Consider the following 25,714-nt stretch of genomic DNA (forward strand, 5'->3'; position numbering starts at 1 on the left):
TCTGTCTGGAATCGTCTCCCCCTAGGTTCGTGGTTTTACCCACCACGGCACCTGTGGGCCTATGGGGTGGCGTCTTCCCCCTAGGCTCCCTGTTTTACCCAGCTGCATCGGCGAAGGCTAGGCGTTGTGCCTTCCTCCCATGTTGTGCGTTTTACTGTCTCGCTCGGGATCAGCAAGTACTGTGAAGGTTCTTCCCTTCCTTCTAGGTTGCAGGTTTTACCGCTGCGCGGCCTGTGGGCTTTCTTCTCCTAGGCTTCCGGTTTTACCGTCTCGTTCGGGATCAGTGAGTGCCCCTCCTTCCCCCTAGGTTCCGGGTTTTACCCATCGCGGCACCTGCGCCGGCACAGTCGTGGCCTTCCTCCTAGGCTGCAACTTTTACCCCCTCGGAGGCTCAGGGGGCTGTGGTGGAGTCCGTAGCCGCTTCGCCGTCTGTAGGCGCGCGTCTATGCCTCATCAGCACCGGACGTTTGCTGCGTGTTGTCGTATGCTTGACCAGCAAAACAATGGACTGTCACAGGGGGTTATATGTCAGACGTCATGCCGCCACCACTGGCGCCGCTCGCGGAGCGCACGTTCTTTTCTGAGGGCAACACGCTTGTTACGAATGCTCGGCTCGTTTCGAACGGTCAAACTTACGCAATTGCCGGCGTCACTTCGGTTAAAGCGGTAGTGGAGCCGGCCAAATCGACTGGAGTGGGCTGGGCGATTCTCGGTGCCCTCGTTCTGCTTGTATCGTTGTTGAACGGCTGGGCGGTAGGCATCGGCTTGGGCGCACTCGCGCTGGTGCTCGGCATCTTGGTCGCCAAATCACAGAAGCCGATGCACCACCTCGTCCTCCACAGCTCATCCGGCGAGGTTCGGGCGATCAGTTCACAGGATGGGGCTGTCGTCGCGCGCATTTTGGCGGCCGTCAACAACGCCATTATCTCGCGCTCGTAGCATTGCGCTGCGCTTCAATGGGGCGCCTGCGTTGACCGCCTTGGCGCGCGAGGTGGTGTGAGCTTGCTTGCTCCTATGTTCCTACTTTTACTCGGCCGCTTTCAGCCACTTCACGGGCCTGTCGTCGCCCTCGGGGAACGTCTCGGGCACCTTCAGAAACGACAACGGCCCGCATGGGGCCGCTGGTGTTCGCTTTGTGCTGAGGCGGTCAGTGCGCCAGTTGCCGAGCCGCAACGACCAGCAGCAGGACCGCGCTGGTGCCAGCCAGGAAGGTCAGCGCCATTGCGGCTATGCCCGGCGCTTTCTGTTGCCATGCGCTCGTCAGTAGCCGATGGGTCTCCCGCACGTTCGCTAGCTGCACCTCCCGCATCAGCCGCCCGTACTCCTCGCGGGCCTTGTCGTCGCCTGTGGTCATCGCTAGGGCTTCCTTGGGTTCCTGCGGGGGATGGTAGCGGCTCGAAGGGGCAGCGGGGAGACGGTGGCCTCCCCGCCTGCGGGGTGCCTAGACGCTGACCGCGTGGCCCGTGGCTGCGTCTATGGCGCCCATGAGGTATTGGACTAGCTGGGCCGTGTTGCTGTCCATTCCGTCTGTAGAGATCGCGTCATCTAGCAGCTTATTCAGCGCTGCACGCGTGTTGGCGGCGAAGTCGTTAGCTGCGGTCGGGGCGGCTGCGGGGTTCACTAGAAACAGGTGGGTGGTATCGCTGCCACCATCGGCAAAGCCGAAGGCAGGGACGGCGCGCGAAGCGGAAGCGGTGAGGTTGCTGCTCATGTTGGGTGGCCCTGTTTGGTTCGATGGGGCCGCCGCGCTGTCTAGTGGGCGGCGGACGTGTCGGGGTGAGAAACCGGCGCAAAAGGAGACCGGCCAGCCCGAAGGCTGCCCAACACGCCCGCCATAAAACAGGCATGAAAAAAGCGCCATTCGGCGCTGTGCGCCTCTTGCTTGTTCGGGTTCTCACGCCCGGCTGTCGAATGTGCGACAGCTGCGCGTAGCTTCGCGGATTGGTGCGCCGTCTGTCAATGATTCAGGCGTACAGACCTTCAGGGCCGCGCGCGGCTTCTCTTATTTCCACTTCTTCCGACAACACTACGGCAGCCTTTTCAAGGAGCTTGAAATCTACGTGGTGGAATGGATAAGCCTCTGCATGCTTGCGTAGCTCGTCCATGACTATGCCTAACGCAAGGGTGTATGCGATTTGCATGTGCTCGGTGCCTTCGCGGCGTTCCGCTAGGATGCCGAAGGCCAAGGCGAAAGCCGCAACAGCGGCCTTGTGCGGCTTGGGGCCTGTTTTTCCTTCAAACATGCCCGGATTGATCGCCCAGGCATTCGCCACCAGACGGTTGGATACAGCGAGCGGGCTAAGCTCGACAATCCCGTGTGTTACCTGCTGCTCAAGTAACCCTTGAATGATGGAGGCTGCCTGCGCCTTGCTCCATGTGCTGCTCACTGCCCCGAATAAGCCCACGACTGCTCCTTGTGATGTCCTCTGTCGGGTGATGGTAGCGCGGGCAGGTGTGGAACGTGCGCGCCGCCCCGTACTGTCGAAAACGACAGATCAGAACAGACAGACAGCAAACACGCGGAGGGCTACGGCCCTCACGCTTTCCGCTTGAACGCCACGACCTTCGCGCCGCTACGCAGACCGTCCAGATAATCAGCCCATGCCTGCATCATGCGGGTGCGCTCATCCAGATACTGCGCCGCGTATGTGTAAGCTGCGCGCACCTTGTTCGATTCCGCGTGCGCTAGCTGTCGTTCAATGGCGTCAGCGTTCCAGCCCATCTCGTTGAGCCGCGTTGCCGCCATGCTGCGGAAGCCGTGGCCGGTCATGTCGGCCTTGTCGTAACCCATGCGCCGCAGGGCTTGATTGACGGTGTTCTCGCTCATCGGTCGGCCGGTCTTGCCGATGGCAGGGAAGACCAGCGTACCGTCACCGGTCAGCGGGTGAAGATCGCGCAACACTTCGACTGCCTGCGTCGATAGCGGGACAAGGTGCGCAGCCTTCATCTTCATACGGGGCGCAGGGATGCGCCAGATAGCGCCGTCTAGATCGAACTCCGACCATTCGGCCTTGCGCAGTTCACCCGGCCGCACAAACACCAGCGGAGCCAGCTTCAACGCGGTCAGTGTCGTGAGCCGTCCCGTATATCCGTCAATGGCCCGCAGTAGCCCGCCGATCCGTACGGGATCAGTCAAGGCCGCGCGATGAGTCGGGGTGGGCGTGGTGAACAGACCGCGAAGGGGCGCCGTTGGATCAATCTCCGCCTTGCCCTCCAGCACTGCCCAGCGGAACACTTGCCCGGCCGTGATCTTTGTCCGGCTGGCTGTCTCTGCCTTGCCGCTGTCTTCGATGGGGCGCAGAACCTCCCGCAGTTCCTTTGGGGTGACCTCGGAAATGGGGCGACTGCCGATGGTGGGGAACAGGTACGTTTCCAGCCGCCAGCGGTCTTTGGCAATGGTGGTGGCAGCGGTGTCTCCGCTGGCTTCGCGCTTCTTCAGCCATGCGAGGGCGACCGCCTCGAAGGTGTCCAAGGTCAACGCCGCAGCTACGGCTTGCGCAACCTTGGCGGCTGCGCGTGCTTCGCCGGGATCGGTGCCGTTCGCCAGTAGCCTGCGGGCATCCTCACGGCGCTGGCGGGCATCGGCAAGGGTCACGGTCGGATACACGCCAAGCGCCAACGTCTTCTGCTTTCCGCCGTGCCTGTAATTCATCCGCCAGTACCGTGCGCCGTCCGGCTTCAGTAGCAGATACATGCCGCCGCCGTCAGTGAGCTTCAGCGGGCGGGTTGCGGGCTTGGTCTTGCGGATGGCGGTATCGGTCAGCATCGGTGCTGCTCCTGCTGGTACTTCTGGTTGGTATCTGTCGGCTGCTCCAGGCGCGCGTGGTGGGCGTGGTGGGCGCCTGCGGCCTGTCTGCGGCGCCATGCTGCCACAGGTACCAACGGAAATACCAACAGATACCAACGGATTCCCTGCTACCGGATGGAACTAGTTGGGACACGTCAGGCATGAAAAAGCCCGCTGTTATGCGGGCTTCGGGTGTTTCACGGGTCTCGGTGGTGTTGCCTGAAACCCTCAATTGGTACCGGTGAGAGGACTCGAACCTCCACTGTGTCACCACAAGCGGATTTTGAGTCCGCCGCGTCTACCATTCCGCCACACCGGCATGTGTGAGCAGGGGATTATGCCGGGTTCAGTGCACGCGGTCGAGACCCAGCTGGCGCACGTCGCGGCCGTACCAGCGGTCTTCCGGCAGCGGCTGGAACACCGAGCAGCGGGTCATCGGGCCGGAATAGATGTGCAGGCTGACGGTGACCGCGCTGTCGCTGGGGTTGCGGATGCTGTGGTATTCGTGCGGCGGGATCAGGCTGCCGGCCGAGCCGGCGCCGGCCTGGATCGAGCCCACCGGCTGGAAGCAGTAGCGCTGCGCGTCGTGTTCCAGCAATTCGTACTGCACGATCTCCAGCGCCCCGTTCCACACGCCCTCGACGCACCACATGCCGTCGTGGTCGTGGATCGGCGTGCCTTGGCCCGGCCCCCAGGTCATCGCCACCACGCAGTAGCCGTGCTCCTCGCTGCGGTACAGCTCGCGGCGGGCGTAGTGTTCGGCGTTCGCTTCGAACACGCAGTCGGGCAGGGTGACCGCATTCTCGCGGATCAGCTTGCACAGGCTGTTGCGCAGGCTGTCGGTGAGTTCGTGGGTGGTCGGCTTGGCCACGGCGGCGTCGATCGCGTCGATCAGGGTGCGGCTGCCGGGGAAATCCAGGGTAAGCATGATGATCTCGGTGTGATGCGTGATGCGGCTTATCTTAGCAGCGCCGCCTTCATGCGGCCGCCAGCCTGTTCAGGAAGCCGCCGATCGCGCGGCTGTAGTTGTCGATGTCGACCAGGAACGCGTCGTGGCCCTGCGGCGAATTCAGCGCCACGAATTCCACCTTGGCGCCGGCCGCTTGCAGGCCTTCGGCGATCTGTTCCTGCTGCTGCAGCGGGAACAGGATGTCGGTGCTCACGCCGATCACCATGGCCTGCTCGATGCGGATGCGCTTGAGCCCCTCCAGCACGCTGCCATGGCCGTATTCGGCGATGTCGAACCAGTCGCTGGCGCGCGACAGGTAAAGGTAGCTGTTCGGGTCGAAGTGGCGCACGAAACGCTGGGCGTGGCCTTCAAGGTAGGACTCGACCTGGAACTCGCGGCCGAACGGCTCGTCCTCGCGCTGCTCGGGATCGAGCCGGATCCGCGCGAAGCGGCCGTTCCATTCCATCGCCGAGCGATAGGTAATCACGCCGAGCTTGCGCGCGATGCTCATGCCGATGTCGGGGTAGCTGCCGCCTTCTTCGGCGTCGATGTCGTAGCGGCCTTCGTTCCAGTGCGGGTCGAGCCGGATCGCCTCGCGCTGCAGCGAGCGGATCGCGATCGCGAACGGCTGCGCTTGCGGCGCGGTGTCCACGCTGATGTGCGCGCGTACGCTGCCCGGGTGCAGCAGCATGTAGGCCAGCGCGCTCATGCCACCCATCGAGCAGCCGATCAGGCAGGCCAGCTGGCTGATGCCGAGGCTGCTGGCGACGCCGTGCGCGGCGTTGGCGACGTCTTCCAGCGCGAGTTCGGGAAACGCCAGCCGGTACGGCTCGCCGCTGGCCGGGTCGATCGAGGCGGGACAGGTCGAGCCCTTGTCGCTGCCCAGTGAGTTCACACAGATCACGAACCAGCGCGTGGTGTCGATCGCCTTGCCGGGACCGGCCATGCCTTCCCACCAGCCGGGCGAGGGATCTTCCGCGCAGGAGGCCATGTGCGCACTGGGCGACAGGCCGGTGAGCACCAGCACGGCGTTGTCGCGGGCGGCGTTCAACGTACCCCAGGTTTCATAGGCGACGTGCGCGCCGCGCAATTCGCCGCCGCGCTTCATCGGGAACGGCGAGGGCAGGGCGAAATAGCGGCGCGCGTCGCCCATGGTCAATGCACCTTGTCGATGCTGATCTTCACCGGCGTCTTGCGGTCCACCGCGACCACGCCGGCATCGCCTTCCAGGTCGCCGGGCTGGGCGACCGGCTGGCCGCTGTGGCTGATCCGCGCGCCGACGAAGACGCGCTCGACCGAGGACAACTTGAACGCCGGCGTCATCGCCATCGCGTCGTTCAGCGTGACGGTGGTGGGCAACTGGGCGGGATCGAGCTTGGCCACGGCCAGCGGCATCGGCGGCCCGTTCTCCGCACGGGCGTAGACGAACAAGGTATCGCCGGGGGCGAGCTTGTTCTTGAGTGCCGGCGCCAGCGCTACCTGCACCTGCAGGGTGGCGCCTTGCGGGGCGGCAGTGGCGGCGCTGCTGGACGCAGCGGCGGGTGCGCCGCCGGCACGGGCGTCGGCCACGGCGATCTGTTCGGCGACGGCCTTGGCCACGTTCGAGCCCGGCTCCAGCTGCGGCTGCAGCAGGCGCCAGGTGGCGGCGGCCTCGCGGTATTCGCCGCGCTGGAAGTTGCCGATGCCGAGCAGCCACAGGCCGCGCTGGCTGTCCGGATGCAGCTGCACGGCGCGCTTGAGCAGCTCCAGCGCGCGGCCTTCGATGCGATGGTCGCTGCGCGTCATCGAGTCGTTCTCGGCCCAGCCGACCATCGCCTCGGCGTTGTTCGGGGCCAGCTTCAACACTTGATCGAACGCATCGCGCGCCTCGGCTGGCTGGCGCAGCATGCTGCTAGTCTGGGCCAGCAGCATCCAGCCCTGCAGATCGTCCGGTTGCTGTTGCAGATGCGTGCGCAACTCGGCGAGTGCCTGCTGCATGCTGATCGGCGCGGCGGCCGCGGCGGTCACCCCGTTCAACGCGGCCGGCGTGCCCACCAGCAGGTACAGCGCGCCGGTGCCCAGCGGCAGCACGAGCGCGATCAACAGGGTCACGGCGAATACGCCGCGTGGCCGGCCAGACTGGCGGCCCTGGCGCACCAGCGGCAGCAACAACACGGCCAGCGCCACAGCGACCATCGCGGCGGCGGCAATGAAAAAAGCGGTCTTCACCAGTCGTCCCCGTTGTCGGTCGGTGCTTCAGTGGCGGTACTGCCGGTGCGGCTGCGTTTGCGGATCGCCACCAGCACCACGCCGGCGCCGCCGAGCAGGATCAGCAGCGGGCCGAACCACAGCAGCCAGGTACCCGGCGTCAGCGGCGGGTCGTACAGCACGAACCTGGAATAGCGCGCGACCAGGTACTGCTTGATCTCCTCGTCGCTCCTGCCTTGCTGCATCATCTGGAAGATCTGGTTGCGCAGGTCGCGCGCAATCGGCGCGTTGGAATCGGCCAGCGTCTCGTTCTGGCACATCGGGCAGCGCAACTGGTGGGTCAGGTGCTGGAAGCGCAGTTCCTGGGCGTGGTCCTTGAACGGCATCGGCTCGATCGCCTGCGCGTGCGCGACGCCGGCAAACGTGAGCAACGCCACGAACAGCATCTGCAGGAGCAGCCGCATCACGGCGCCTCCTTCAGCATCGCCGCGATCGCCGGCTTGAGTTCCTTCGCCACCACCTCGGGTGTCAGCGGGCCGATGTGCTTGTAGCGGATCACGCCCTTCGCATCGATCAGGAAGCTTTCCGGCGCGCCGTACACGCCGAAGTCGATCGCGGTGTGGCCCGGTTCGTCGGCGATCAGCAGGTCGTACGGGTTGCCGTGTTTCGCCAGCCAGCCCTTGGCGTCGTCCGGCGCGTCCTTGTAGTTGTAGCCGACCAGCTGCACGCCCAGGGTCGGGCCTTCGGCGGTCAGCACCGGGTGTTCCACGCCGCACTCGATGCACCAGCTGGCAAACACGTTGAGCAGGTAAGGCTTGCCCAGCAGGTCGGCCTTGCTGACCATCCGGGTCGGCTCGTACAGCTGGGGCAGGTTGAACGTGGGCGCCGGCTTGTCCAGCAGCGGCGACGGGATCGCGTTCGGGTCATGCTGGGTGTTCCACCAGATGCCGAAGCCGAACAATCCCACCAGCAGCATGAAACCGATGAACGGAAGCAGGCGACTCATGCGCGCGTTTCCTGTATCTGCAGGCCGTCGGCAGCTTCGGCGCCGGCTTCGGCCTTGGCGCTGCGCTTGATGCGGAAGCGCTTGTCGGTGGCGCAGACCAGGCCGCCCAGCATCATCAGCAGGCCGCCGGCCCAGATCCAGCGGATGAACGGCTTGTAGTACAGCCGCAGCGCCCAGGCGCCCTCGATGTTGTTCGCGTCCATCGGCTCGCCCAGCGCCACGTAGAGATCGCGGGTGACGCCGGCGTCCACCGCGGATTCCGTCTGCACCTGGCCGCGCGGGTAGGTGCGCTTCTGCGGGTGCATCACGGTGGTCTCGCTACCGTTGCGGGTGACCGTGACCACGCCCTGGTCGGCGGTCCAGTTCGGCCCCGTCGTGTGGTGCACGCCGTCGAAGCGGAAGTCGTAGTTGCCGATGTGCTGGGTCTCGCCCGGCGCCATGCGCACGTCGCGGGTCACGCTGAGCGACTCGGACAACAGCACGCCGGCCACGAACACGCCCACGCCCAGGTGCGCCAGCAGCATGCCGGCCATCTCGGCCGGGTAACGGCGGCCGCGCGGCATCTCACGCCAGCGCTTGAGCGCGTACAGCAGTACGCCAACGGTGAGCCAGACCAGCGCCGCTACGCCGGCAATCGCCTTGGGCTGGCCGTCGACGAAGAACGCCGCCACGATCGCGCAGGCTGCCGCGGCGATGCCGGCACGCAGCAGTAACTGCTTCAGCACGGGCGCGTCGCCCTTGCCCCAGCGCAGGAACGGGCCGAACGGCAGCAACAGCACCACCGGCAGCATCAGCAGCGGGAACAGGAAGCCGAAGTAGGGCGGGCCGACCGAGATCCGGCCCAGGTTCAGCGCGTCGCCGATCAGCGGGAACAGCGTGCCCAGCAGCACCATCGCCGCGGCCACCGCGAACATCAGGTTGCTGATCAGCAGCGCGGTCTCGCGCGATACGACCTTGAACGACTTGCCGCCGAGCACCTTCGGTGCGCGCAGCGCGTACAGCAGCAGCGAGCCGCCGACTACGATGGTGAGGAAGGCCAGAATGAATACGCCGCGGCGCGGATCGGAGGCGAACGCATGTACCGAGGTGAGCACACCCGAACGCACCAGGAAGGTGCCAAGCAGGGACAGCGAGAACGCGAAGATCGACAGCAGGATCGTCCACGCGCGCAGCGAGCCGCGCTTCTCGGTGACCGCTTGCGCGTGGATCAGCGCCACGCCGACCAGCCACGGCATGAAACTGGCGTTCTCCACCGGATCCCAGAACCACCAGCCACCCCAGCCCAGTTCGGCATACGCCCACCAGCTACCGGCGACGATGCCGCAGGTGAGGAAGGCCCAGGCGACGTTCGTCCACGGTCGCGCCCAGCGTACCCACGCCTGCTCCAGCTCGCCGCCGAGCAGGGCGGCGATCGAGAACGCGAACGCCACCGAGAAGCCGACGTAACCCATGTACAGCATCGGCGGGTGGAAGGTCATGCCCGGGTCCTGCAGTACCGGGTTGAGATCCGCGCCGTCGCCGGGCATCGGCAGCAGCCGCCCGAACGGATTGGAGGTGAAGATGATGAAGGCGAGGAAGCCCACCGCGATCAGGCCCATCACCGCGATCACGCGCGAGGCGAACACCTCGGGCAGCTTCTGGCTGAACGCGGCCAGCGCCACCGTCCACACGTTGAGGATCAGGATCCACAGCAGCAGCGAACCCTCGTGCGCGCCCCATACCGCGGCGATGCGGTAGTACCACGGCAGCGCCAGGTTCGAGTTGTCGGCCACGTACTGCACCGAGAAGTCGAAACGCAGGAACGCCCAGGCCAGGATGCCGAACGCCATGGCGACGAACACCGCCTGACCCGCCGCAGCCGGGCGCGCCACCGCCATCAGCGCGCGATTGCCGCGCCACGCGCCGACCAGCGGCAAGACGCTCTGCGCCAGCGCCAGCAGCATGGCAAGGATCAACGCGAGCTGGCCGAGTTCGGGGGTCATGGCATCTTGTCCTGCGCCGCAGCGGCTTCTTCAACCTGCTTGCCTTCGTGCGCCTTCGCCATGGCGTCCTTCAGCTCCTTCGGCATGTAGGTCTCGTCATGCTTGGCCAGCACTTCGGTGGCGACGAAGCGGGCGCCGTCCATGTGACCGGTGGCGATCACCGACTGGTTGTCGCGAAACAGGTCGGGCAGGATGCCGGTGTACTCCACCGGCATCGCGCCGCCGGCGTCGACCACGGTGAAGGTGACCTTGAGCGAATCGCTGGAGCGCTGGATCGAACCGGCCTTGACCATACCGCCGAGCCGGAACGTGTTGTAGCTGGCGGCCTCGCCCGATTGCACCTGGCTCGGGGTGAGCAGGTAGTTCATGTTGTTCTGCAGTGCCAGCACGACCAGCACGGCCGCGACGGCCGCCGCGGCGAGGATCGACAGCACGATGGTGAGTCGGCGTTTTCGGGTGGGGTTCATGGGCATGGCGATCGACCGCCCCGGTCAGGGGGATGGTGGAGTGGAAAGGGGTTTGCGTTCCTGTCGCGCGCTCTGACGCGCCAGGCGGGCGCGAAGTTCCGTCAACACGCGGCGGCGGCGCAGGCGCGGCGCGAGGGTGTCGGCGATCAGCACGATGAAGAACACCGCGTAGGCCGGCCATACATAAGCCGCATAACCGCCCATTGCCAGGAAGTGCTGCAGGGCGATCATTGGTCGGCCTCGTCTTCGGCGATCTTGCGCACCCAGTCCTTGCCGCCTTCCAGCGCCAGTAGGTCGGTGCGCGCCCGGCGGAACAGGCTGGCGATGTAGTAGAACTTGGTGGCAAGGGTCATGGTCAGCAGCGGCCACAGCATGGCGCCGGACATCTTCGACTGGCCGAACACGTTGACCGTGCTGCCCTGGTGCAAGGTGTTCCACCAGTTCACCGAGAAGTGCACGATCGGCACGTTGATGATGCCGATGATCGCCAGGAAGGCCGCGGCGCGTGCGCCCTGGCGGCGGTCCTCGAACGCGTGGTACAGCCCGATCACGCCGAGGAACAGGAACAGCAGCACCAGCTCGGAGGTGAGCCGCGCGTCCCAGGTCCACCAGGTGCCCCACATCGGCTTGCCCCACAGCGAGCCCGTAACCAGGGTGATGAAGGTGAACGCCGCGCCGACCGGCGCCGATTCCATCGCCACCACCTCGGCCAGCTTGATCCGCCACACCAGCGCGATGAACGAGGCCACGCCCATCACCGCGTAGATGAACATGCTCATCCACGCGCTCGGCACGTGGATGAAGATGATCCGGTAGGCGTCGCCCTGCTGGTAGTCGGCCGGCGCGAGCACCAGGCCGCCGTACAGCGCGATCGCGCCGAGCAGCAGCGCCAGGCCCATTGCCCACGGCTGCAACGTGCCGGCGAAGCGGTAGAACGTCGGCGGCGAGCCGAGCTTGTGCAACCAGAGCGGGATCCAGTTAGCCATAACCAGTTATGCGTCCAGGGCAATGCGAAGGGCCGCCGCGCAGGCCAGTGGCGCCAGTACCACGGCCAGCACCAGCGCGGCAGCGAGCCAGGCGATCGGCGCGAGCCACGGCAACCCCTGCTGGGCGGCCGCCACGGCGCCGGCGGCGAAGATCACGGCTGGCACGCAAAGCGGCAGCAACATCAAGGCGAGCAGCATACCAGAGCGCCGGGTGCCGGCCGTCAGCGCCACCAGCACCGCGCCGAGCAGGCTGAGCAGCGGCGTGGCCAGCAGCAGCGCCAGCAGCAGCACCGGAATCACCGCGCCGGGCAGGTGCAGCATCGCAGCCATCAGCGGCGCGATCACGATCAGCGGCAGCGCGGTAGTGATCCAGTGGGCAAGTATCTTCATGCCCAGCATCAGCGCCAGCGGTTGCGGCGAAAGCACCAGTTGTTCCAGCGAACCGTCCTCGATGTCGCTGGAGAACATCGCATCCAGCGCCAGCAGCATCGCCAGCAGCACGGTGACCAGCACCACGCCGCCGGCGATCCGCTGCAGCAAGGTGTCCTCCGGTCCCAGCGCGAACGGGAACAGCATGGTCACGATCAGCGCATACAGCACCGGCATCGCGATGTCGCCGCGCCGGCGCCAGGCGAGGGTGAGGTCGCGCCGCAGCATGGCCGCGCAGGCGGTGGCGAGGTCCGGACGGCTCATGGCTGTGCTCCCGCCACTGCGAGCAGGAGGCGGGGCCAACGCATGGGGTGCCGTGGGTCAATCATGCATGCGGATCCGTCGTGGCTCGCCGCCATGGAAACTCACCGTGCCATGGCTGGTGACCATGGCCGCGCCACCGGCATCGGTGTGGCTTTCCAGCAAATCGTTCACCAGCGCGATGCCGATACGGTCGAGGTTCGCGTACGGCTCGTCGAGCAGCCACACGGTGGCCGGCAGCAACAGCAGGCGGGCCAGCGCGGCGCGCTTTTTCTGGCCGGCGGACAGCCGCCGCACAGGCTCGTCCTCGTAGCCGCGCAGGCCGATCCGGGCCAACACCGCCGCTACGCTGGCTCCCTCGCGAGCGCCATGCAGGCCGACAGCGATGCGCAGGTTCTCGCGTGGGCTGAGATCCGCCTTGAGGCCAAGCTGATGGCCCAGGAACAGGATCTCGCCGGCGCAGCGGTCGCGCTGCAGCGATTCACCGCGCCAGCGCAGTTCGCCGGCGCCGGTGTGCAGCAGCCCGGCCAGCATGCGCAGCAAGGTGGTCTTGCCGCTGCCGTTGTCGCCCTCGACCAGGGCCAGTTCGCCCGCACGCAACTGGAAATCCAGCGGCGCGAACACCGGTTCGTCCTGGCGATGGAAACTCAAGGCCCGCGCTTCGAGCAGGGGCGCAGCGGTGCTGGCGGCAGTCATTTCCTTGATTGTCCGCAATGCCGATGGCGCTTGTCCATGCGGCGCGCTGCCGCTGCGCGGATCAATCCAGCACTCGCAGAAGGGCCGCGCTGCCGGCCTCCCCGTGCACGTAGGCCAGCTGCCCATGGGTCCTCGCCAGCTTGTCCAGCGCATGGACGCCCGCCCCCACGACGAACAGGCTGGGCTCGCTCCAACCGGACGTGCCCACACCGAGAGCCGGATGGACGGCGACGCCGGGCTGCTTCTGCAGTGCGGCCAGCAGTTCGCGCTGTGCGGCCAGATTCTCTGCCAGCGGGCGTCGGCGCGCCTGCGGATTCCACGCCGTGACGAAAGCCCACGGGCGCGCACCGACCACGTCGGCGAGCGGGCTCGGCAAGGGCAGATCCACGCGTATCGTCGCCCAGGTCACGGTGTCCAGGCAGACGTGGTAGGCGGTGGCGCGAAACGCCTCGAGCAGGGCTTCATCCATGGCGCAGTTTCGGCAGCGGCTCCAGCTTCGACTGGAACAGCCGCGCGGCGGCTTCGATGTCGATATCCGCCACGCTCGGCGTGTCGCGCAGCAGCTGTTCCAGCAATTGGTCCTGCGCACGGCCGCGTTCGAGCGCGTAGGCGTAGGGCACGTGGGTGAACGTCACCAGGCGATAGCGCGCCATGTAGTGGGTGGGGATGCGCGCGGCCAGCGCGCTGCCCAGCTCGCGCTTGGCCAGGTAGTGCGGGTCGGCCACCGAGTCGCGCATCTCCACGTAGTTCTCCAGCGCCATCGCGGCGATCGCGTCGGCGTTCGGCTGGCGCACGCGCTGGAATTCGGCGAACACTTCGGCGCTGTCGTCCGGCGCCTCGGCCAGCAGGTTGGCCAGCACCACGGTGTCCTCGAAACCGCAGTTCATGCCCTGGCCGTGGAACGGCACGATCGCGTGCGCCGCGTCGCCGAGCAGCAGCGCGCGGCCGTCCAGGTGCCAGCGCTCGAGGTACAGCGTGGACAGCGTGCCGACCGGATGGCTGTCGAAATCCTCGTCGAAGCGCGGGATCAGCGGCAGCAGGCCCGGGAACTGTTCGCGGAAGAATGCGGCCGCGGCCCCGGCGCCGGGCAGGGTGGCGAAGCTCGGCGCGGCGCCCTGCGCCGGCAGGAACAAGGTCACGGTGAAGCTGCCTTCGGTATTCGGCAATGCGATGCACATGTAGCCGCCGCGCGGCCAGATGTGCAGCGCGTGCGGCTCCAGCGCGAACTGGTCGTGGCCGCCGCTGAGCTGCAGCACCGCGGCCGGCAACTCGCCGGCCGGTGGAATTTCCAGTTCCTTGTAGCCGTGGCCGAGCGACTCGATCCGTTCGCCCAGCGGCGCATGCGCGTTCATGGCCGCGCGCACCGCGGAGCCGGCGCCGTCCGCGCCGACCAGTACGCCGGCATCCAGTTCGCGCTCCACGCCAGCCTCGTCGGCGAGCCGGATGCGCTGCTGCCGGAAGTCTGCGCCGACCAGCGACTGGCCGAAATGAAAGCGCACGCCGGCTGCCTCGGCGGCATCCAGCAGCAGCATGTTCAGCGCGCCGCGAGAGACCGACCAGATCACCTCGCTGTCGTCCACGCCGTAGCGCTGCAGGCCGCTGTTGCCGTCGCGGTCGTGCACCATGCGCCCGCGCATCATCACCGCGCGCTGCAACACGTCGTCGGCCAGGCCGGCGGTACGCAGCGCCTGCAGCCCGCGCTCGGCCAGCGCCAGGTTGATCGAGCGACCGCCCAGAAAACCGCTCAGCCGCGGGTCGGGGCGCTTTTCGTAGACGTCGACGGCAAAGCCGCGTCCGGCCAGCTGCTGCGCCAGCAGCGCGCCGACCAGGCCGCCGCCGATGAGGGTGATGGGTTGCTGCGCCATGCTGCGATCCGGGTGGGGAATCCGCCCACTGTTCCGCAAGCGAAGCAGGACTGCAATCCCGGGCGATCCATTTCGTGCCGCAGGGCGTTGCCGGGCGAGGTGTTCGCATGCGGGCGCCGATGAAATCGGCATGGGTACCGCGGTTTCCCGGCGGCAACGAAAAGGGCCGACCCTGGCGGGCCGGCCCTTCCCTGACCGCGTGCTTCCTTGTTGCTTACTGGCAGGTCACGCCAACGGCGTTGAATGCCGCCGCGACGTCACTGCGCGAGTAGCCGTAGTCGTCCGCAGCGGATTCCACGCCGCAGGCGCCGGACTTGAACGTGGAGGTGGCCGTCCAGTACATCGCGTTGGCGTGCGCGAATACCTCGAAGGCCTTTTTCGTGTTCCAGTTCGACGACTTCGCCAGCGTGCAGAACGCCTTGTTGTAGACGCCGCTGGAATAATGCACGTCCATCGAGCTGGTGAAGTTCGCTGCGTTGTCGATCGAGCGGCCATCCAGCGTCGGCGTGCACATCCAGCGCAGGGCGGTGCCGTTCTTGATGATCTCCGCACCCACCAGCCAGTCGTTGTGGCCGCGATCGAAGTACTCGGCCGCTTCGCCGGCCATGTCCGAGAACGCCTCGTTCATGCCGCCGGACTGTCCGGAATACTGCAGGCCGGAGTTCTGTTCGGTGAAGCCGTGGCTGATCTCGTGGCTGGTGACGTCCAGGGAAGTCAGCGGGTAGAAGTAGCTGGCCCCGTCGCCGAAGTTCATCGATGAGCCGTTCCAGAACGCATTCTCGTAGTTGCGGCCGTAGTGCACGTTCATCACCAGCGAGAAGCTCAGCGGCGGTGCACCGAGCCAGTTGTTGTACATGTCGTGCACGACGCTGCCGAAGTGGTGCGCGTCGTTGATCGGCGAATAGGCGCCGTTTGCGGCATCGCCGCTGCTGTTCGGGCAGATGAAGCTCCACAGCGTGCCCGTGCGCGTGCTGCTGGCCATGTTGTTGGTCTTCACGTCCGGGTTCTGCATGTAGCAGGTGGAGCCGGACTGGATGACGGCGAGCGCCGCATAGTCGGTGCCGTAGACGTACTGGCCGGTCTTCAGGTTGCCGCCAGCGCCGGTGGCGAGAGCGGGGGTGCCGGTGACGCCGCCGCCACCACCGGGCTTGCCCTTGGTGGTGAGGCCTTCCCAATGCTGGATCACTTCGCCGGTGTTCGCGTCGATGATCGCCATCGGACGCGTCGGGGCGCCATTGCGGTCGACGAAGAACGACGTGACGTAGGCGAGGCGTGCCCGGTTGCCCTCGGCGTAGACGTACAGGTCGCTCTTCGCGTTCTGGATGTCGCTGTCCCTTACGCCGTTGACACCGACGCCGAATGGCAGCAGGCCAGCGTGCGCACGCAGGAGGGCGGTCGCACGGGCGCCGCTGATGACGGGAGTGACTGAAGCAATGTCGTGGCCGATACCGCGAGAAATTTCGCCGTTGACGCCGAGCACGTTGCCGCTGCCGTCGTGTTCCACCACGACATTGCGGCCGTACACGGGCACGCCGCGGAAAGTCTGCTGCTCGCGGGTTTTGAGGGTCCCGTGGGCAGTACGTGCCTGCAGGCGCGGCGAGAGCGAGGCGTCGGCATCCAGGCCGATGCGGCTGGCGAGGGCTGCGGGCGCGATCTTGCCCATGGATTGGGCCTGGACGCGCGTGTGCGTGGCGGCACCGGCGTCGGACATGGCAGCCAGGCCGATAGCACCCAACAGCGCAACGACAAGTGGTTTGTGCATCATCAGTGTTTCCCCTCCCTAAATGACTGGATAGACGCCCCAGCGGGTTTTCCCGGTGGTGATACGTCTTGCGTTCCGGTCGCGGACGTCCCCCCCAGGACGGATCCGCAACCGGATCGCAGGAAGCTACGACCTCGCCCCCGGGCCGGTCAATGACCATATTTCTTAGAATCGGCGTTGCCGGGGGGCTCCGGGGCCAAGCCTGTTTCGCGATTTTCGGCGAGGTTGGCTCAGAAGCTCATGAAATAACCGCCGTTGACCGGCAGGTTGGCGCCGGTGATGTAGCCGGCGTCATCGGCGCTGAGGAAGACCACCGCGCGGGCGATGTCGGCGGGTGAACCGAGCCGGCCCACCGGGATGCCGGCGACGATCTGGGCGCGGATGTCGGCGGAAACGGCAGCGACCATCGGGGTGTCGCAGTAGCCGGGCGAGACGGTGTTGACGGTGACGCCCTTGCGTGCGGTCTCGCGCGCCAATGCCATGCTGAAGCCGTGTACGCCGGCCTTGGCGGCGCAGTAGTTGGTCTGCCCGAACTGACCGGTCTGGCCGTTGACCGAGCTGATATTGACGATGCGGCCGAAACCGCGTTCGGTCATCCCTTCGATCGCGTTGCGGCACATGTTGAACACGCCGTCCAGGTTCACCTGCATCAGTTCGTGCCATTGCTGCGGCGTCATCTTGCGCAGGCTGGCGTCGCGGGTGATGCCGGCGGCGTTGACCAGGATGTCGACGTTGCCGTGCTGCTGTTCGATGCGGGCAATCAACTGCTGGCAGCTGTCGAAGTCGCTGACGTCGGCCGGCTCGAATGCGATGTCATCGTCGAAGTCGGCGGTTTCAGCGTGGAATGCGGCCACGCGCTCCTCGCGCGAAGCGAGGTCCAGCGCGATCACCCGGCGACCGGCCCGGGCCAGCTGGCGGCAGATTTCCGTGCCGAGGCCGCCGATGCCTCCGCTGACCAGGGCGACGCGCTTGGGTGGAGCGGAATGGCTCATGGCTGTGCATCCAATGGCTTGATCATGCCGCAAGGCAGCACGTGTTGTGCTGCAGCGATCGGATCGGGAAACAAGCGAGCGGCGCGTCGATGCGCGCCGTCGGCCGGGCTGGAATCAGCCGGATTTCTTGCCGCTGCGGCTGCCGGCGCCCGGAGTCGGGATCACCTGCGCGGCGGTGTCGATCAGCCCGCGCTGCAACGCCTGGAACGCGGCGAGGTTGCGTTCGGTCAGGTCGTTCAGCGTGTTCCAGGGGGTTTGCCCCATCAGGCTGTTGAGCTGGCTGCGGAACTGCGTCTGCTGGTCCAGGAAGACCTGCAGGCTGCGCTCCAGGTAAGGCCCCATGAAGCCCTGCAGCGAATCGCCGTAGAAGCGGATGATCTGGCTGAGCAGCTGCGGCGACAGCATCGGCTGCCCCTTGTCCTCGTGCTCGGAGATGATCTGCAGCAGGACCGAACGGGTCAGGTCCTCGCCGCTCTTGGCGTCGCGGACCTCGAAGTCCTCGTTGTCCAGGACCAGCTGGCGGACTTCCTCCAGCGTGATGTAGCTGGAGATTTCCGTGTCGTAGAGACGCCGGTTCGGATACTTCTTGATGGTGCGTTTTGTTTGTGCCATGCGGCGAACGCTAGCAGAAGATATTGCGCCGCACCAGTCGGCCGGGAGTTTTCATGCTGCGGCCGCCGGCCGCAGCATTTTCAGTGGCCGACCGCGCCGCCGGCGCTGCCGAACGGCGGCTTGGCGAACCACAGCACCGGGATCAGCAGCACGAACAGGATCGCGCAGGCCCAGAACACGTCGTTCACCGCCAGCGTCAGCGCCTCGCGCGTCAGCAACTGGTCGATCAGGCCCAGGCTCTGCGTGTGCGACAGCCCGGCGTGCGACAGCTGATCAATGAAGTGGGTGGCGGCCGGATGACCGGGGCTGACGTACTCGGCCTGCGTGGCGTGATGGGTTTCGCCGCGGTGCTGCCACAGCGTCACCATGATGGCGGTGGACACGCTGGAGCCGATCGTGCGGCAGAAGTTGGACAGGCCCGAGGCGCTGGCGATCTGGTCCACCGGCAGGCCGGACAGGTAGACCTGGTTCAACGGAATGAAGAAGCAGGGAATCGCCAGGCCCATCACGAAGCGCGGCACCACCAGGGTGGAGAACGAAGCCGAGCTGTCGAAGGTGGAAAACCAGTACGCGGTACCGGCGAAGACCAGGAACGCGAACGTCACCACCGCGCGCAGGTCCAGCTTGTGCATGTTCTTGCCCAGGATCGGCGCGATCAGGAAGGCCAGCACACCGACCGGCGCGGTAGCCAGGCCGGCCCAGGTGGCGGTATAGCCCAAGGTGACCTGCAGCCACAGCGGGAACACCACGTTGATGCCGAAGAACGCGAACATGCCCAGCGACAGGCTGATCACGCCAACCGTGAAGTTGCGTTGCCTGAACAGCGACAGGTCGACCACCGGATGCTTCGCGTGCAGTTCCCACACGATCAGGAAGGTGAGGCAAACCAGTGCGATGAGGCCGAGGGTGAGGATCATCGGCGAGGCGAACCAGTCGTGGTCGTTGCCGTTGTCCAGCATGAACTGCAGGCAGCCCACGCCGACTACCAGCAAGGCCAGGCCGACCATGTCGATCGGCGCCTTGTAGGTCTTCGTCTCGCGCTTGCGCAACAGGCCCCAGGTGACCACCGCCGCCGCCAGCCCGACCGGCAGGTTGATGTAGAAGATCCACGGCCAGGAGAAGTTGTCGGTCAGCCAGCCGCCCAGGATCGGCCCGAAGATCGGCGCCACCACCACGGTCATCGCCCACAGCGCCAGCGCGATGCCTTGTTTTTCCTTCGGGTAGTTCGACAGCAGCAGGGTCAGCGACAGCGCCACCATCGGGCCGGAGCCGGCGCCCTGCAGCAGGCGGCCGATCACCAGCATCGGCATGCTGGTGGCCAGGCCGCACAGCATCGAGAAGACCACGAACAACAGCACCGAACCGACGAAGGTCTTCACCTCGCCGAAGCGGCGCGCCAGCCAGCCGGTCAGCGGCTGCATGATCGCGCTGGCCAGCGCGTAGGAGCTGATCGTCCAGGTGCCTTCGCTGGGGCTCACGCCGAGGCTGCCGGCGATGTGCGGCACCGCGACGTTGACGATCGTCATGTCCAGCACCTCCATGAAGGTGCTGAACGCGACGGCGATCGTGAGCAGCGCCAGCGGGGCGCCGTGCAGCGGCTTCAGCGGGGCGTCGGGTGCGGCGTCGTTCGGCGTGGCGGCCATGATGGTACGGCTCAGTTCGCGGCGGTGGCGTGGGACAGATTGGCGCGGATGATGCGATCGGCTTCCGCGTCGGCCTTGCTGGCCATCTGGTCGTAGACGTCGGTCTGCGCCACCGGCTGCTGCGTCGGCGTGTTGGCCAGCACGCTGCCCTGGTCATGGCGGATGTCGACGGTGACGTCGGTGGACAGGCCGATGCGCAGCGGGTGCTTGTCCAGCTCCTTGTTGTCCAGCGCGATGCGCACGGGCACGCGTTGCACCACCTTGATCCAGTTGCCGGTGGCGTTCTGCGCCGGCAGCAACGAGAACACGCTGCCGGTACCGGCGCCCAGGCCGATCACCTTGCCGTGATACTCAGCGTCGCCGCCGTACAGGTCGGACACCACGGTCGCCGGCTGACCGATGCGGATGTGGCGCAGCTGGCTTTCCTTGAAGTTCGCGTCGATCCACAGGTCGTGCAGCGGCACCACGGTCATCAGCTGCTGGCCCGGCTGCACGCTGTTGCCCAACTGCACGCTGCGCTCGGCCACATAGCCGGATACCGGCGCGTAGATCGCGTTGCGCTGCGCCGCGACCCAGGCAGCACGGAAGTTCGCGCGGGCCTGCATCACCACCGGGTTCTGCGCCACGTCGGTGCCTTCGATGGCGGCGTGCGCGGCGGCGGCCTGCGCCTCGGCGGCGTTCACCGCGGCGCGCGCCTGCGCCACGCCGTCGCGCAGATGCTGCACGATCTCCGGCGATTCGGCCTGGGCGGCGATCAACGGCAGGCGGCGCTTGAGGTCGGCTTCGGCTTTCTTCAGGTCCAGCCGGGCTGCGACCACCTGGGCGTCGGCGCCGGTGGCCGAGCTGGTCTGCTGGCGCACGCCGCGCACGGCCTGCGCCAGTGCGCTGCGCGCCTGCGCCAGCCGGGTATCGGCGTCGGTGCCGTCCAGTTTCACCAGCACCTGGCCGGCGTCGACGTGCTGGGTGTCGTCGGCGAGGATCGCCACCACCGTGCCCGGCACCTGTGCCGAAATCGCCACCTGGTTGCCGCCGACGTACGCGTTGTCGGTCTTCACCCGGGTCGACAGCACGAAGAACCACAGCAGGAACCACAGCAGCGCGGCGAGGATGAACACACCGGCCACGATCAGCAACGCGCGCCGGCGCTTGCCCGGATCCTTGGCGGCCATGCCGCTGTCGTTGGTGTCGACGGAGGTCTTGGCGGATTCAGTGGCGCTCATGGCGGGCAGCTCCGGCGGTAACAGAAGAGGAGGGGGAAGCGGTGGTTTCGTCGGCGGCGCGGTAGCCGCCGCCGAGTGCCTTGATCAGGGTCAGATCGGTGCTCAGTGCCTGCGCTTGCAACTGGGTCGCGGCATCGCGTTGCTGCAGCAGCGCGGCGTGCGCGCCCAGGCTTTCGCGCAGGTCGCGCACGCCCTGGCGGGCCCGCGCCTGCGCATTCGCCAGCAGGCGCTGGTCGGCGTCGAGCTGGGCCTGCTGCTCGCGCTGGCGGCCGGCGACCTGCTCGGCACTCAAGGCTTGCGTCGCCACTTCGCGCGCCGCGGCCAGCACGGTGCTGTTGTACTGCGCCACGGCCGCGTCGAGCTGGGCCTTGCTCACGCCGTAGTTCGCCTCGAGCGCGCCGCCGTTGAAGATCGGCAGGTGCAGCGCCGGGGTCAGCGCGAACGTGCGGCTGCCGGCGGTGAGCAGCTTGCCCATGTCGATGCTGGACAGGCCGGCCAGGGCGGTGAGGCTGATGTCGGGGAAGAACTCGGCGCGCGCGGCATCGGTCTGCTTCAGCGCCGCCTCAACCTGCCAGCGGCTGGCCGCGATGTCGGGGCGGCGCGCGATCAGGTCCAGTCCGCCGTTCGCCGGTACGCCGCGTTCGATCGCCGGCAAGGGCCGCGCCTGGAGTTCGGGCAGTTCGGCCGGCGCGACGCCAAGCAGCGAGGCCAGCGCAGCGCGGCGGATCTTCGCCGAGCCGTCGAGCGCCACGCGCATCTCGCGCACCGCAGCCAGCTGGACCCGGGCCTTCTGCGCCTCGTCGGGAAGGTCCACGCCCTGCCGCACGCGCAGCTCGGCGATATGGGCGAACTGCTGTTGCGTGGCCAGCAACTGATCGGCCAGCTGCAGCCGTGCCTGGTCGGCCTGCCAGCCGAAATAGGTGTCGGCGACGGCGTACTGGATCGCCAGTGCGGCGGCGCTGCGTTGCGCTTCGGCCGCATGCGCCTGATCCAGCGCGGCTTCCATCGTCGCGCGCTTCTTGCCCCACCAGTCGAAGTCGTACTGCAACTGCACACCGAGGTCGGCCTGGTTGTACCAGCTGAAGCCGAGGAACTGGCTGGGGATCAGGCCGTGGTCGCTCATTCGCTGGCGCGACACCTGCGCGTTGCCGTTGACCGACAGCCCGAGCTGCGCGGCTGCCAGCTTTGCCGACTGTTCGGCGTTCCGCACGCGGCTCTGCGCCAGCGCCAGGTCCGGCGACTGCCGCATGGCGCGATCCATCAGGTCGTCCAGCTGCGGGTCGTCGTACTGGCGCCACCACTGGGCGGTTGGCCAGCCGGCACGAACGGGGGCCTGCAGGCCGGCCAGCGGCACGTCGTCGCGCAGTGCGGGTTCGCCGAGTCTGGCAGGTGCGACGGCACAGCCTGCCAGCGCCAGCAGGGTCGCGGCGACCAGTGCCGTGCGACCGCGGAGCGGGGCATGTTTCATCGGAGTTTCCTTCATGGGAGACGGTTTTCGCTCAGCTGATCGAGGTTGCCGGCCAGCTTGCGCAGCAGGCGGTCGAGATGGCGTTTGTCGGTGTCGCTGAAGCCGGCGAACATGGTGGCGACGCGAGGGAACATCGGCGGCAGCATCTTCTGCACGAAACGCCGCCCGGCCGGGGCGATGCGGATCAACACGCGGCGGCGATCCTCCTCGCTGGCGCCGCGGGTGATCAGCCCGCGCTTGACCAGTGCATTCGCGATGCGGGTCATGTTGGTGGCGCCCTGGGTGGCGTACTCGCACAGTTCGCCTGGCGTGGAGCTGCCGTCCGGGCGGCTGTACAGGATCATCAGGGTCAGGAATTCGCTGTGATTGAGCTTGTACGGCTTCAGCTTGAACTCGAGCTCTTCCTCGATGTCGTCGCCCAGCATCAGCATCAGCCGGCACAGCCGCGCTTCAAGCGCGGGCATCTGCGGGATGATCTGGCTGACCCGGCCGATACCCTCGTCCATCATCGCGATGCACTTTGTCAAACGTGCCATTTCACTGACTCATATTTCATCAATGAAGTAAAAAGTAGCAAACCCCGATTGTCGTTTGCAAGTGACCGATGGCATGGGCGTCAGTCGAGCCGGAACAGGCGGCGGGCGTTGGCGCTGGTGGCGGCGGCGACGTCGGCCTCCGGCTCGCCGCGCAGCGCCGCGATGCAGCGCAGCACGTCGGCGACATGGGCCGGTTCGTTGCGTTCGCCGCGGTGGGCGGCGTCGGGCTGGTCCGGGGCGTCGCTTTCCAGCAACAGGAACTCGATAGGCATCTGCGCCACGATCCGGCGCAGGCGTTGCGCGCGCTCGTAGGTCACCGGGCCGCCGATGCCCAGGTGGAAGCCCAGATCCCACAATTGTCGCGCCTGCTGCTCGCTGCCGGAAAAGCTGTGCACCACGCCGCGCAGGCCGCCGCTGCGGCGCAGGGTCAGGGTGACTTCCTCCAGCGCGCCGCGGGCATGCACGATCACCGGCAGCTCGTGTTCGCGCGCCAGTTGCAGCTGGCGCAGGAAATAGTGCCGTTGCTGTTCACGATCGAGGCCGTCCACGTGGAAGTCCAGGCCGATCTCGCCGACCGCTACCGGACGGTTCTCGTTCAGCCATGAAGACAGGGCGTCGACATGTTCCGGCGCATGGTGGGGCAGGAACATCGGATGCAGACCGTAGGCGGGATGCAGGCCGGCATGGCGGGCGCAGAGGTCCCTGATGGCCGGCCAGCTTTCGGCATCGACGGCCGGAACGACCATCGTGCCGACCCCGGCCTGGCGGGCGCGTTCGATGACCGCGCCACGGTCGCCGGTGAAGGCGTCGTCATCGAGATGGACGTGACTGTCGACGAGTCGGGACATGATTTGTTTTTCGTGGACTGGCAGAGAGTTCTGCGATTTCTACGTGAAGATAATGTAACGAGCGTGAGCTAGCTGCGATTCAGTTGGACAACGGTTCAATGGCTACGCACGTTATTGCGAGGGCGCACCAAACGCCCGGCAATGCCGCCAAACAAACAGAGGAGAGGGTTGTGATGAACAGGTTGACAGTCAATGTACTCAATATCGCCATCGCGGCGGCACTCGCGGTCGGCCTCTCGGCCTGCAACCGGAATGCGGATGCGGGCGTCTCCGGCGCTTCCGCCGATGCGAGCGCGAGCGCGGACGCCGGGGTCAAGTACGCCAAGGTCGTCAGCGTCGACCCGGTGCGCTCGACGGCAAACCACCCGAAGCAGGTCTGCCATGACGAGACGGTCACGCAGACCGCACCGCCGAAGGACGAACACCGCATCGCCGGCACCGCGATCGGTGCGGTGGTTGGCGGCCTCGTCGGCAACCAGGTCGGCGGCGGCAAGGGCAAGACGCTGGCCACGGTGGCCGGTGCGGTCGGCGGCGGTTATGCCGGCAACCGCATCCAGGCAAGCCGCCAGCATGCCCAGGTGACCTCGTCGGTGGAACGCAAGTGCGAAACCGTCAACAACACCAGCACCAAGATCGTCGGCTACGACGTGCGCTATGAATACAACGGCGTCACCCGCACGGTGCGCATGGACCACGATCCGGGCGACCGAGTGCAGGTGCAGGAAGGCGTGACGGCTGTCTCGGACGCTCATTGAAACGACCACCAGAAAAGGAAGTGACCTCATGAACGCACTGCCCAGCAAGTTCGCCCTGGCTGCCGCGATGGCTGCCGGCTTGGCCCTCGCCGGCTGCGCCACTTCACCGTACGGCAACAACCGCAATTACGATCGCGGCTACCAGGGGCAGCAGAGTGGCTATGGTTACGGCGACCGCAACGTGCGCTGCCAGACCTGCGGCGTGGTGCAGGAAGTGCAGCAGGTCTACACCGACGGCGGCGGCAACGGCGGCACGCTGGGGGCGATCATCGGCGCAGTTGCCGGTGGCGTGCTCGGCAATCAGGTCGGCAAGGGTGATGGCCGCAAGGCTGCTACCGTGGCTGGCGCGGTGGCAGGCGGCGTCGTCGGCAACCAGGTCGGCAAGCGCAGCGGCGGCAACGACGTCGCGTGGCGCATCGTGGTGCGGCTGGACGATGGCCAGTACGCCACGGTGACCCAGCGCGAGAACCCCGGCGTCCGCAGCGGCGATTACGTCGAGGTGCGCGGGGATCATGTCTACGCGCGCTGATTGAAAACGTCTGGACGTCTGGACGTCCAAAAGAGAAAGGCCCTCGAAAGAGGGCCTTTTTTATTCCATCGTCGATGCGTGGGCTCAGTTCACCGCGTAGAACGCATGTTCGCCGATCGTCACGCTGGGGCGGTTGCGCGACCATGCGGGGGAGATCGCCGTCGTGGCGAAATGGTCGGCGCGCGGCACCAGCATGCGGCGCTGTGCGACAGGAAGTTGCCAGTTCTGGATCGACATGCCGGCCACCTGCCATGCCTTGTTGAAGGCTTCCAGGTTGGTGATTTCGAACGAGCCGGGCGTGGTCGTCGTCGCGAACTGGTGGGGCGATGTCACCACCTTGCATACGGTGTCGCCCCAGCGGCCGCGATCGCGACGACGCAGCGCCACTTCCGCCACGGCCAGTTGGCCGTTGGTCGATTCGCTGCGTGCCTCGAGGTAGACGGTGGTGGCCAGGCAGGCCTGGTCGGCAACGGGCTGGGGCATCAGTGTCGTCAGCCACAACAGCATGGAAAGTTTCATGGTTCTGCCTCCAACGTGCTGTACGCGTAAAGCAGACCGCAGCTTCATGCGCCGTTGCGGTGGACGGGCGGGCAGGCCGTTCCACCTGGATCAATCGTCGTGGCCGAAACTTGTGGCCAAGACGCTTTGCCACGGGATTGTGGCGGGTCGAACGGCGGTTCAGGCCGGTCGGGGGATTTGGCTGTTGTCGGGCGTTGCGCGGCCGCGTCGGCCGT

General features: G+C 66.7%; 29 protein-coding genes and 1 tRNA gene. 3 read left to right on the forward strand and 27 right to left on the reverse strand.

The features are described 5' to 3' along the window. Window positions 1-525: 525 nt before the first annotated feature. On the forward strand, window positions 526-939 hold the full coding sequence (locus tag ABIE04_RS12650) for a DUF6232 family protein (protein ID WP_354550676.1): 414 nt from the start codon (window positions 526-528) through the stop codon (window positions 937-939). A gap of 208 nt (window positions 940-1,147) precedes the next feature. Here ABIE04_RS12650 and ABIE04_RS12655 read toward each other — a convergent pair whose 3' ends face one another. From ABIE04_RS12655 to ABIE04_RS12780, 26 genes are all read right to left on the reverse strand, one after another. Then, window positions 1,148-1,354: a hypothetical protein gene (locus ABIE04_RS12655; RefSeq protein ID WP_354550678.1), complete on the reverse strand. Its 207-nt coding sequence runs from the start codon at window positions 1,352-1,354 to the stop codon at window positions 1,148-1,150. Between the two features lie 87 nt (window positions 1,355-1,441). Then, on the reverse strand, window positions 1,442-1,711 hold the full coding sequence (locus ABIE04_RS12660; protein WP_354550680.1) for a hypothetical protein: 270 nt from the start codon (window positions 1,709-1,711) through the stop codon (window positions 1,442-1,444). Window positions 1,712-1,964: 253 nt separating this feature from the next. Then, window positions 1,965-2,405, reverse strand: coding sequence for a hypothetical protein (locus ABIE04_RS12665; RefSeq protein WP_354550682.1), 441 nt, complete (start codon window positions 2,403-2,405; stop codon window positions 1,965-1,967). Between the two features lie 131 nt (window positions 2,406-2,536). Further along, complete coding sequence (locus ABIE04_RS12670; protein ID WP_354550684.1) at window positions 2,537-3,766, reverse strand: tyrosine-type recombinase/integrase; 1,230 nt, start codon at window positions 3,764-3,766, stop codon at window positions 2,537-2,539. Window positions 3,767-4,020: 254 nt separating this feature from the next. Then, window positions 4,021-4,106, reverse strand: a tRNA-Leu gene (locus ABIE04_RS12675). Between the two features lie 27 nt (window positions 4,107-4,133). Further along, entirely contained in the window at window positions 4,134-4,715 is a 582-nt protein-coding gene (locus ABIE04_RS12680) for a cysteine dioxygenase family protein (protein WP_214557105.1), read from the reverse strand. A gap of 49 nt (window positions 4,716-4,764) precedes the next feature. After that, window positions 4,765-5,889: a homoserine O-acetyltransferase MetX gene (gene metX / locus ABIE04_RS12685; protein ID WP_354550687.1), complete on the reverse strand. Its 1,125-nt coding sequence runs from the start codon at window positions 5,887-5,889 to the stop codon at window positions 4,765-4,767. A 2-nt stretch (window positions 5,890-5,891) separates the two neighbouring features. Next, on the reverse strand, window positions 5,892-6,944 hold the full coding sequence (locus ABIE04_RS12690) for a tetratricopeptide repeat protein (RefSeq protein WP_354550689.1): 1,053 nt from the start codon (window positions 6,942-6,944) through the stop codon (window positions 5,892-5,894). Continuing rightward, window positions 6,941-7,387 (reverse strand): cytochrome c-type biogenesis protein, encoded by a 447-nt coding sequence (locus ABIE04_RS12695; protein WP_354551459.1) that lies wholly within the window; start codon window positions 7,385-7,387, stop codon window positions 6,941-6,943. Before ABIE04_RS12695 ends, ABIE04_RS12690 begins: the two co-directional genes overlap by 4 nt. Beyond that, complete coding sequence (locus tag ABIE04_RS12700) at window positions 7,387-7,929, reverse strand: DsbE family thiol:disulfide interchange protein (RefSeq protein WP_354550691.1); 543 nt, start codon at window positions 7,927-7,929, stop codon at window positions 7,387-7,389. The genes ABIE04_RS12695 and ABIE04_RS12700 overlap by 1 nt, the downstream gene beginning before the upstream one ends. Further along, window positions 7,926-9,911, reverse strand: coding sequence for a heme lyase CcmF/NrfE family subunit (locus ABIE04_RS12705; protein WP_354550693.1), 1,986 nt, complete (start codon window positions 9,909-9,911; stop codon window positions 7,926-7,928). Before ABIE04_RS12705 ends, ABIE04_RS12700 begins: the two co-directional genes overlap by 4 nt. Further along, entirely contained in the window at window positions 9,908-10,378 is a 471-nt protein-coding gene (ccmE, locus tag ABIE04_RS12710; RefSeq protein WP_343852109.1) for a cytochrome c maturation protein CcmE, read from the reverse strand. The genes ABIE04_RS12705 and ccmE overlap by 4 nt, the downstream gene beginning before the upstream one ends. Window positions 10,379-10,402: 24 nt before the next feature. After that, the gene (ccmD, locus tag ABIE04_RS12715; protein WP_354550696.1) at window positions 10,403-10,609 is read right to left on the reverse strand and encodes a heme exporter protein CcmD; all 207 of its coding nucleotides are present in this window, start codon (window positions 10,607-10,609) and stop codon (window positions 10,403-10,405) included. After that, window positions 10,606-11,364, reverse strand: coding sequence for a heme ABC transporter permease (locus ABIE04_RS12720; RefSeq protein WP_354550698.1), 759 nt, complete (start codon window positions 11,362-11,364; stop codon window positions 10,606-10,608). The genes ccmD and ABIE04_RS12720 overlap by 4 nt, the downstream gene beginning before the upstream one ends. Window positions 11,365-11,370: 6 nt before the next feature. Further along, window positions 11,371-12,057: a heme exporter protein CcmB gene (gene ccmB / locus ABIE04_RS12725; protein ID WP_354550702.1), complete on the reverse strand. Its 687-nt coding sequence runs from the start codon at window positions 12,055-12,057 to the stop codon at window positions 11,371-11,373. Between the two features lie 57 nt (window positions 12,058-12,114). Beyond that, a complete protein-coding gene (ccmA, locus tag ABIE04_RS12730) occupies window positions 12,115-12,750 on the reverse strand; it encodes a cytochrome c biogenesis heme-transporting ATPase CcmA (protein WP_354550706.1) in 636 nt (211 codons plus the stop codon). A gap of 61 nt (window positions 12,751-12,811) precedes the next feature. Continuing rightward, complete coding sequence (locus tag ABIE04_RS12735; protein WP_354550710.1) at window positions 12,812-13,219, reverse strand: DUF3293 domain-containing protein; 408 nt, start codon at window positions 13,217-13,219, stop codon at window positions 12,812-12,814. Continuing rightward, entirely contained in the window at window positions 13,212-14,615 is a 1,404-nt protein-coding gene (locus ABIE04_RS12740) for an FAD-dependent oxidoreductase (protein WP_354550714.1), read from the reverse strand. Before ABIE04_RS12740 ends, ABIE04_RS12735 begins: the two co-directional genes overlap by 8 nt. Window positions 14,616-14,829: 214 nt before the next feature. Further along, window positions 14,830-16,380 carry a M4 family metallopeptidase gene (locus tag ABIE04_RS12745; RefSeq protein WP_354550718.1) on the reverse strand — a complete coding sequence of 517 codons (1,551 nt, stop codon included), beginning with the start codon at window positions 16,378-16,380 and terminating at the stop codon, window positions 14,830-14,832. Window positions 16,381-16,607: 227 nt separating this feature from the next. Further along, the gene (gene phbB, locus ABIE04_RS12750; protein WP_354550721.1) at window positions 16,608-17,369 is read right to left on the reverse strand and encodes an acetoacetyl-CoA reductase; all 762 of its coding nucleotides are present in this window, start codon (window positions 17,367-17,369) and stop codon (window positions 16,608-16,610) included. A gap of 114 nt (window positions 17,370-17,483) precedes the next feature. Next, window positions 17,484-17,981 (reverse strand): polyhydroxyalkanoate synthesis repressor PhaR, encoded by a 498-nt coding sequence (gene phaR / locus ABIE04_RS12755; protein WP_354550723.1) that lies wholly within the window; start codon window positions 17,979-17,981, stop codon window positions 17,484-17,486. Window positions 17,982-18,061: 80 nt separating this feature from the next. Further along, window positions 18,062-19,624 (reverse strand): DHA2 family efflux MFS transporter permease subunit, encoded by a 1,563-nt coding sequence (locus ABIE04_RS12760; RefSeq protein WP_354550725.1) that lies wholly within the window; start codon window positions 19,622-19,624, stop codon window positions 18,062-18,064. Between the two features lie 11 nt (window positions 19,625-19,635). Continuing rightward, complete coding sequence (locus ABIE04_RS12765; RefSeq protein ID WP_354550727.1) at window positions 19,636-20,844, reverse strand: HlyD family secretion protein; 1,209 nt, start codon at window positions 20,842-20,844, stop codon at window positions 19,636-19,638. Then, window positions 20,831-22,312: an efflux transporter outer membrane subunit gene (locus ABIE04_RS12770; RefSeq protein ID WP_354550729.1), complete on the reverse strand. Its 1,482-nt coding sequence runs from the start codon at window positions 22,310-22,312 to the stop codon at window positions 20,831-20,833. Before ABIE04_RS12770 ends, ABIE04_RS12765 begins: the two co-directional genes overlap by 14 nt. A gap of 11 nt (window positions 22,313-22,323) precedes the next feature. Then, window positions 22,324-22,848 carry a MarR family winged helix-turn-helix transcriptional regulator gene (locus tag ABIE04_RS12775; protein WP_354550731.1) on the reverse strand — a complete coding sequence of 175 codons (525 nt, stop codon included), beginning with the start codon at window positions 22,846-22,848 and terminating at the stop codon, window positions 22,324-22,326. A gap of 80 nt (window positions 22,849-22,928) precedes the next feature. Next, the gene (locus ABIE04_RS12780) at window positions 22,929-23,696 is read right to left on the reverse strand and encodes a TatD family hydrolase (protein ID WP_354550734.1); all 768 of its coding nucleotides are present in this window, start codon (window positions 23,694-23,696) and stop codon (window positions 22,929-22,931) included. A 173-nt stretch (window positions 23,697-23,869) separates the two neighbouring features. On the opposite strand from ABIE04_RS12780, the gene ABIE04_RS12785 reads away from it, so the two are divergent. Beyond that, window positions 23,870-24,451 (forward strand): glycine zipper 2TM domain-containing protein, encoded by a 582-nt coding sequence (locus tag ABIE04_RS12785; protein WP_354550736.1) that lies wholly within the window; start codon window positions 23,870-23,872, stop codon window positions 24,449-24,451. A gap of 28 nt (window positions 24,452-24,479) precedes the next feature. Beyond that, entirely contained in the window at window positions 24,480-24,980 is a 501-nt protein-coding gene (locus ABIE04_RS12790) for a glycine zipper 2TM domain-containing protein (RefSeq protein WP_354550739.1), read from the forward strand. Between the two features lie 84 nt (window positions 24,981-25,064). On the opposite strand, the gene ABIE04_RS12795 is transcribed toward ABIE04_RS12790, so the two are convergent. After that, window positions 25,065-25,499 (reverse strand): cell wall hydrolase, encoded by a 435-nt coding sequence (locus ABIE04_RS12795; RefSeq protein WP_354550741.1) that lies wholly within the window; start codon window positions 25,497-25,499, stop codon window positions 25,065-25,067. Window positions 25,500-25,714 lie beyond the last annotated feature (215 nt).

This window comes from Rhodanobacter soli (assembly GCF_040548735.1).
GTDB classification, from domain to species: Bacteria; Pseudomonadota; Gammaproteobacteria; order Xanthomonadales; family Rhodanobacteraceae; genus Rhodanobacter; species Rhodanobacter soli_A.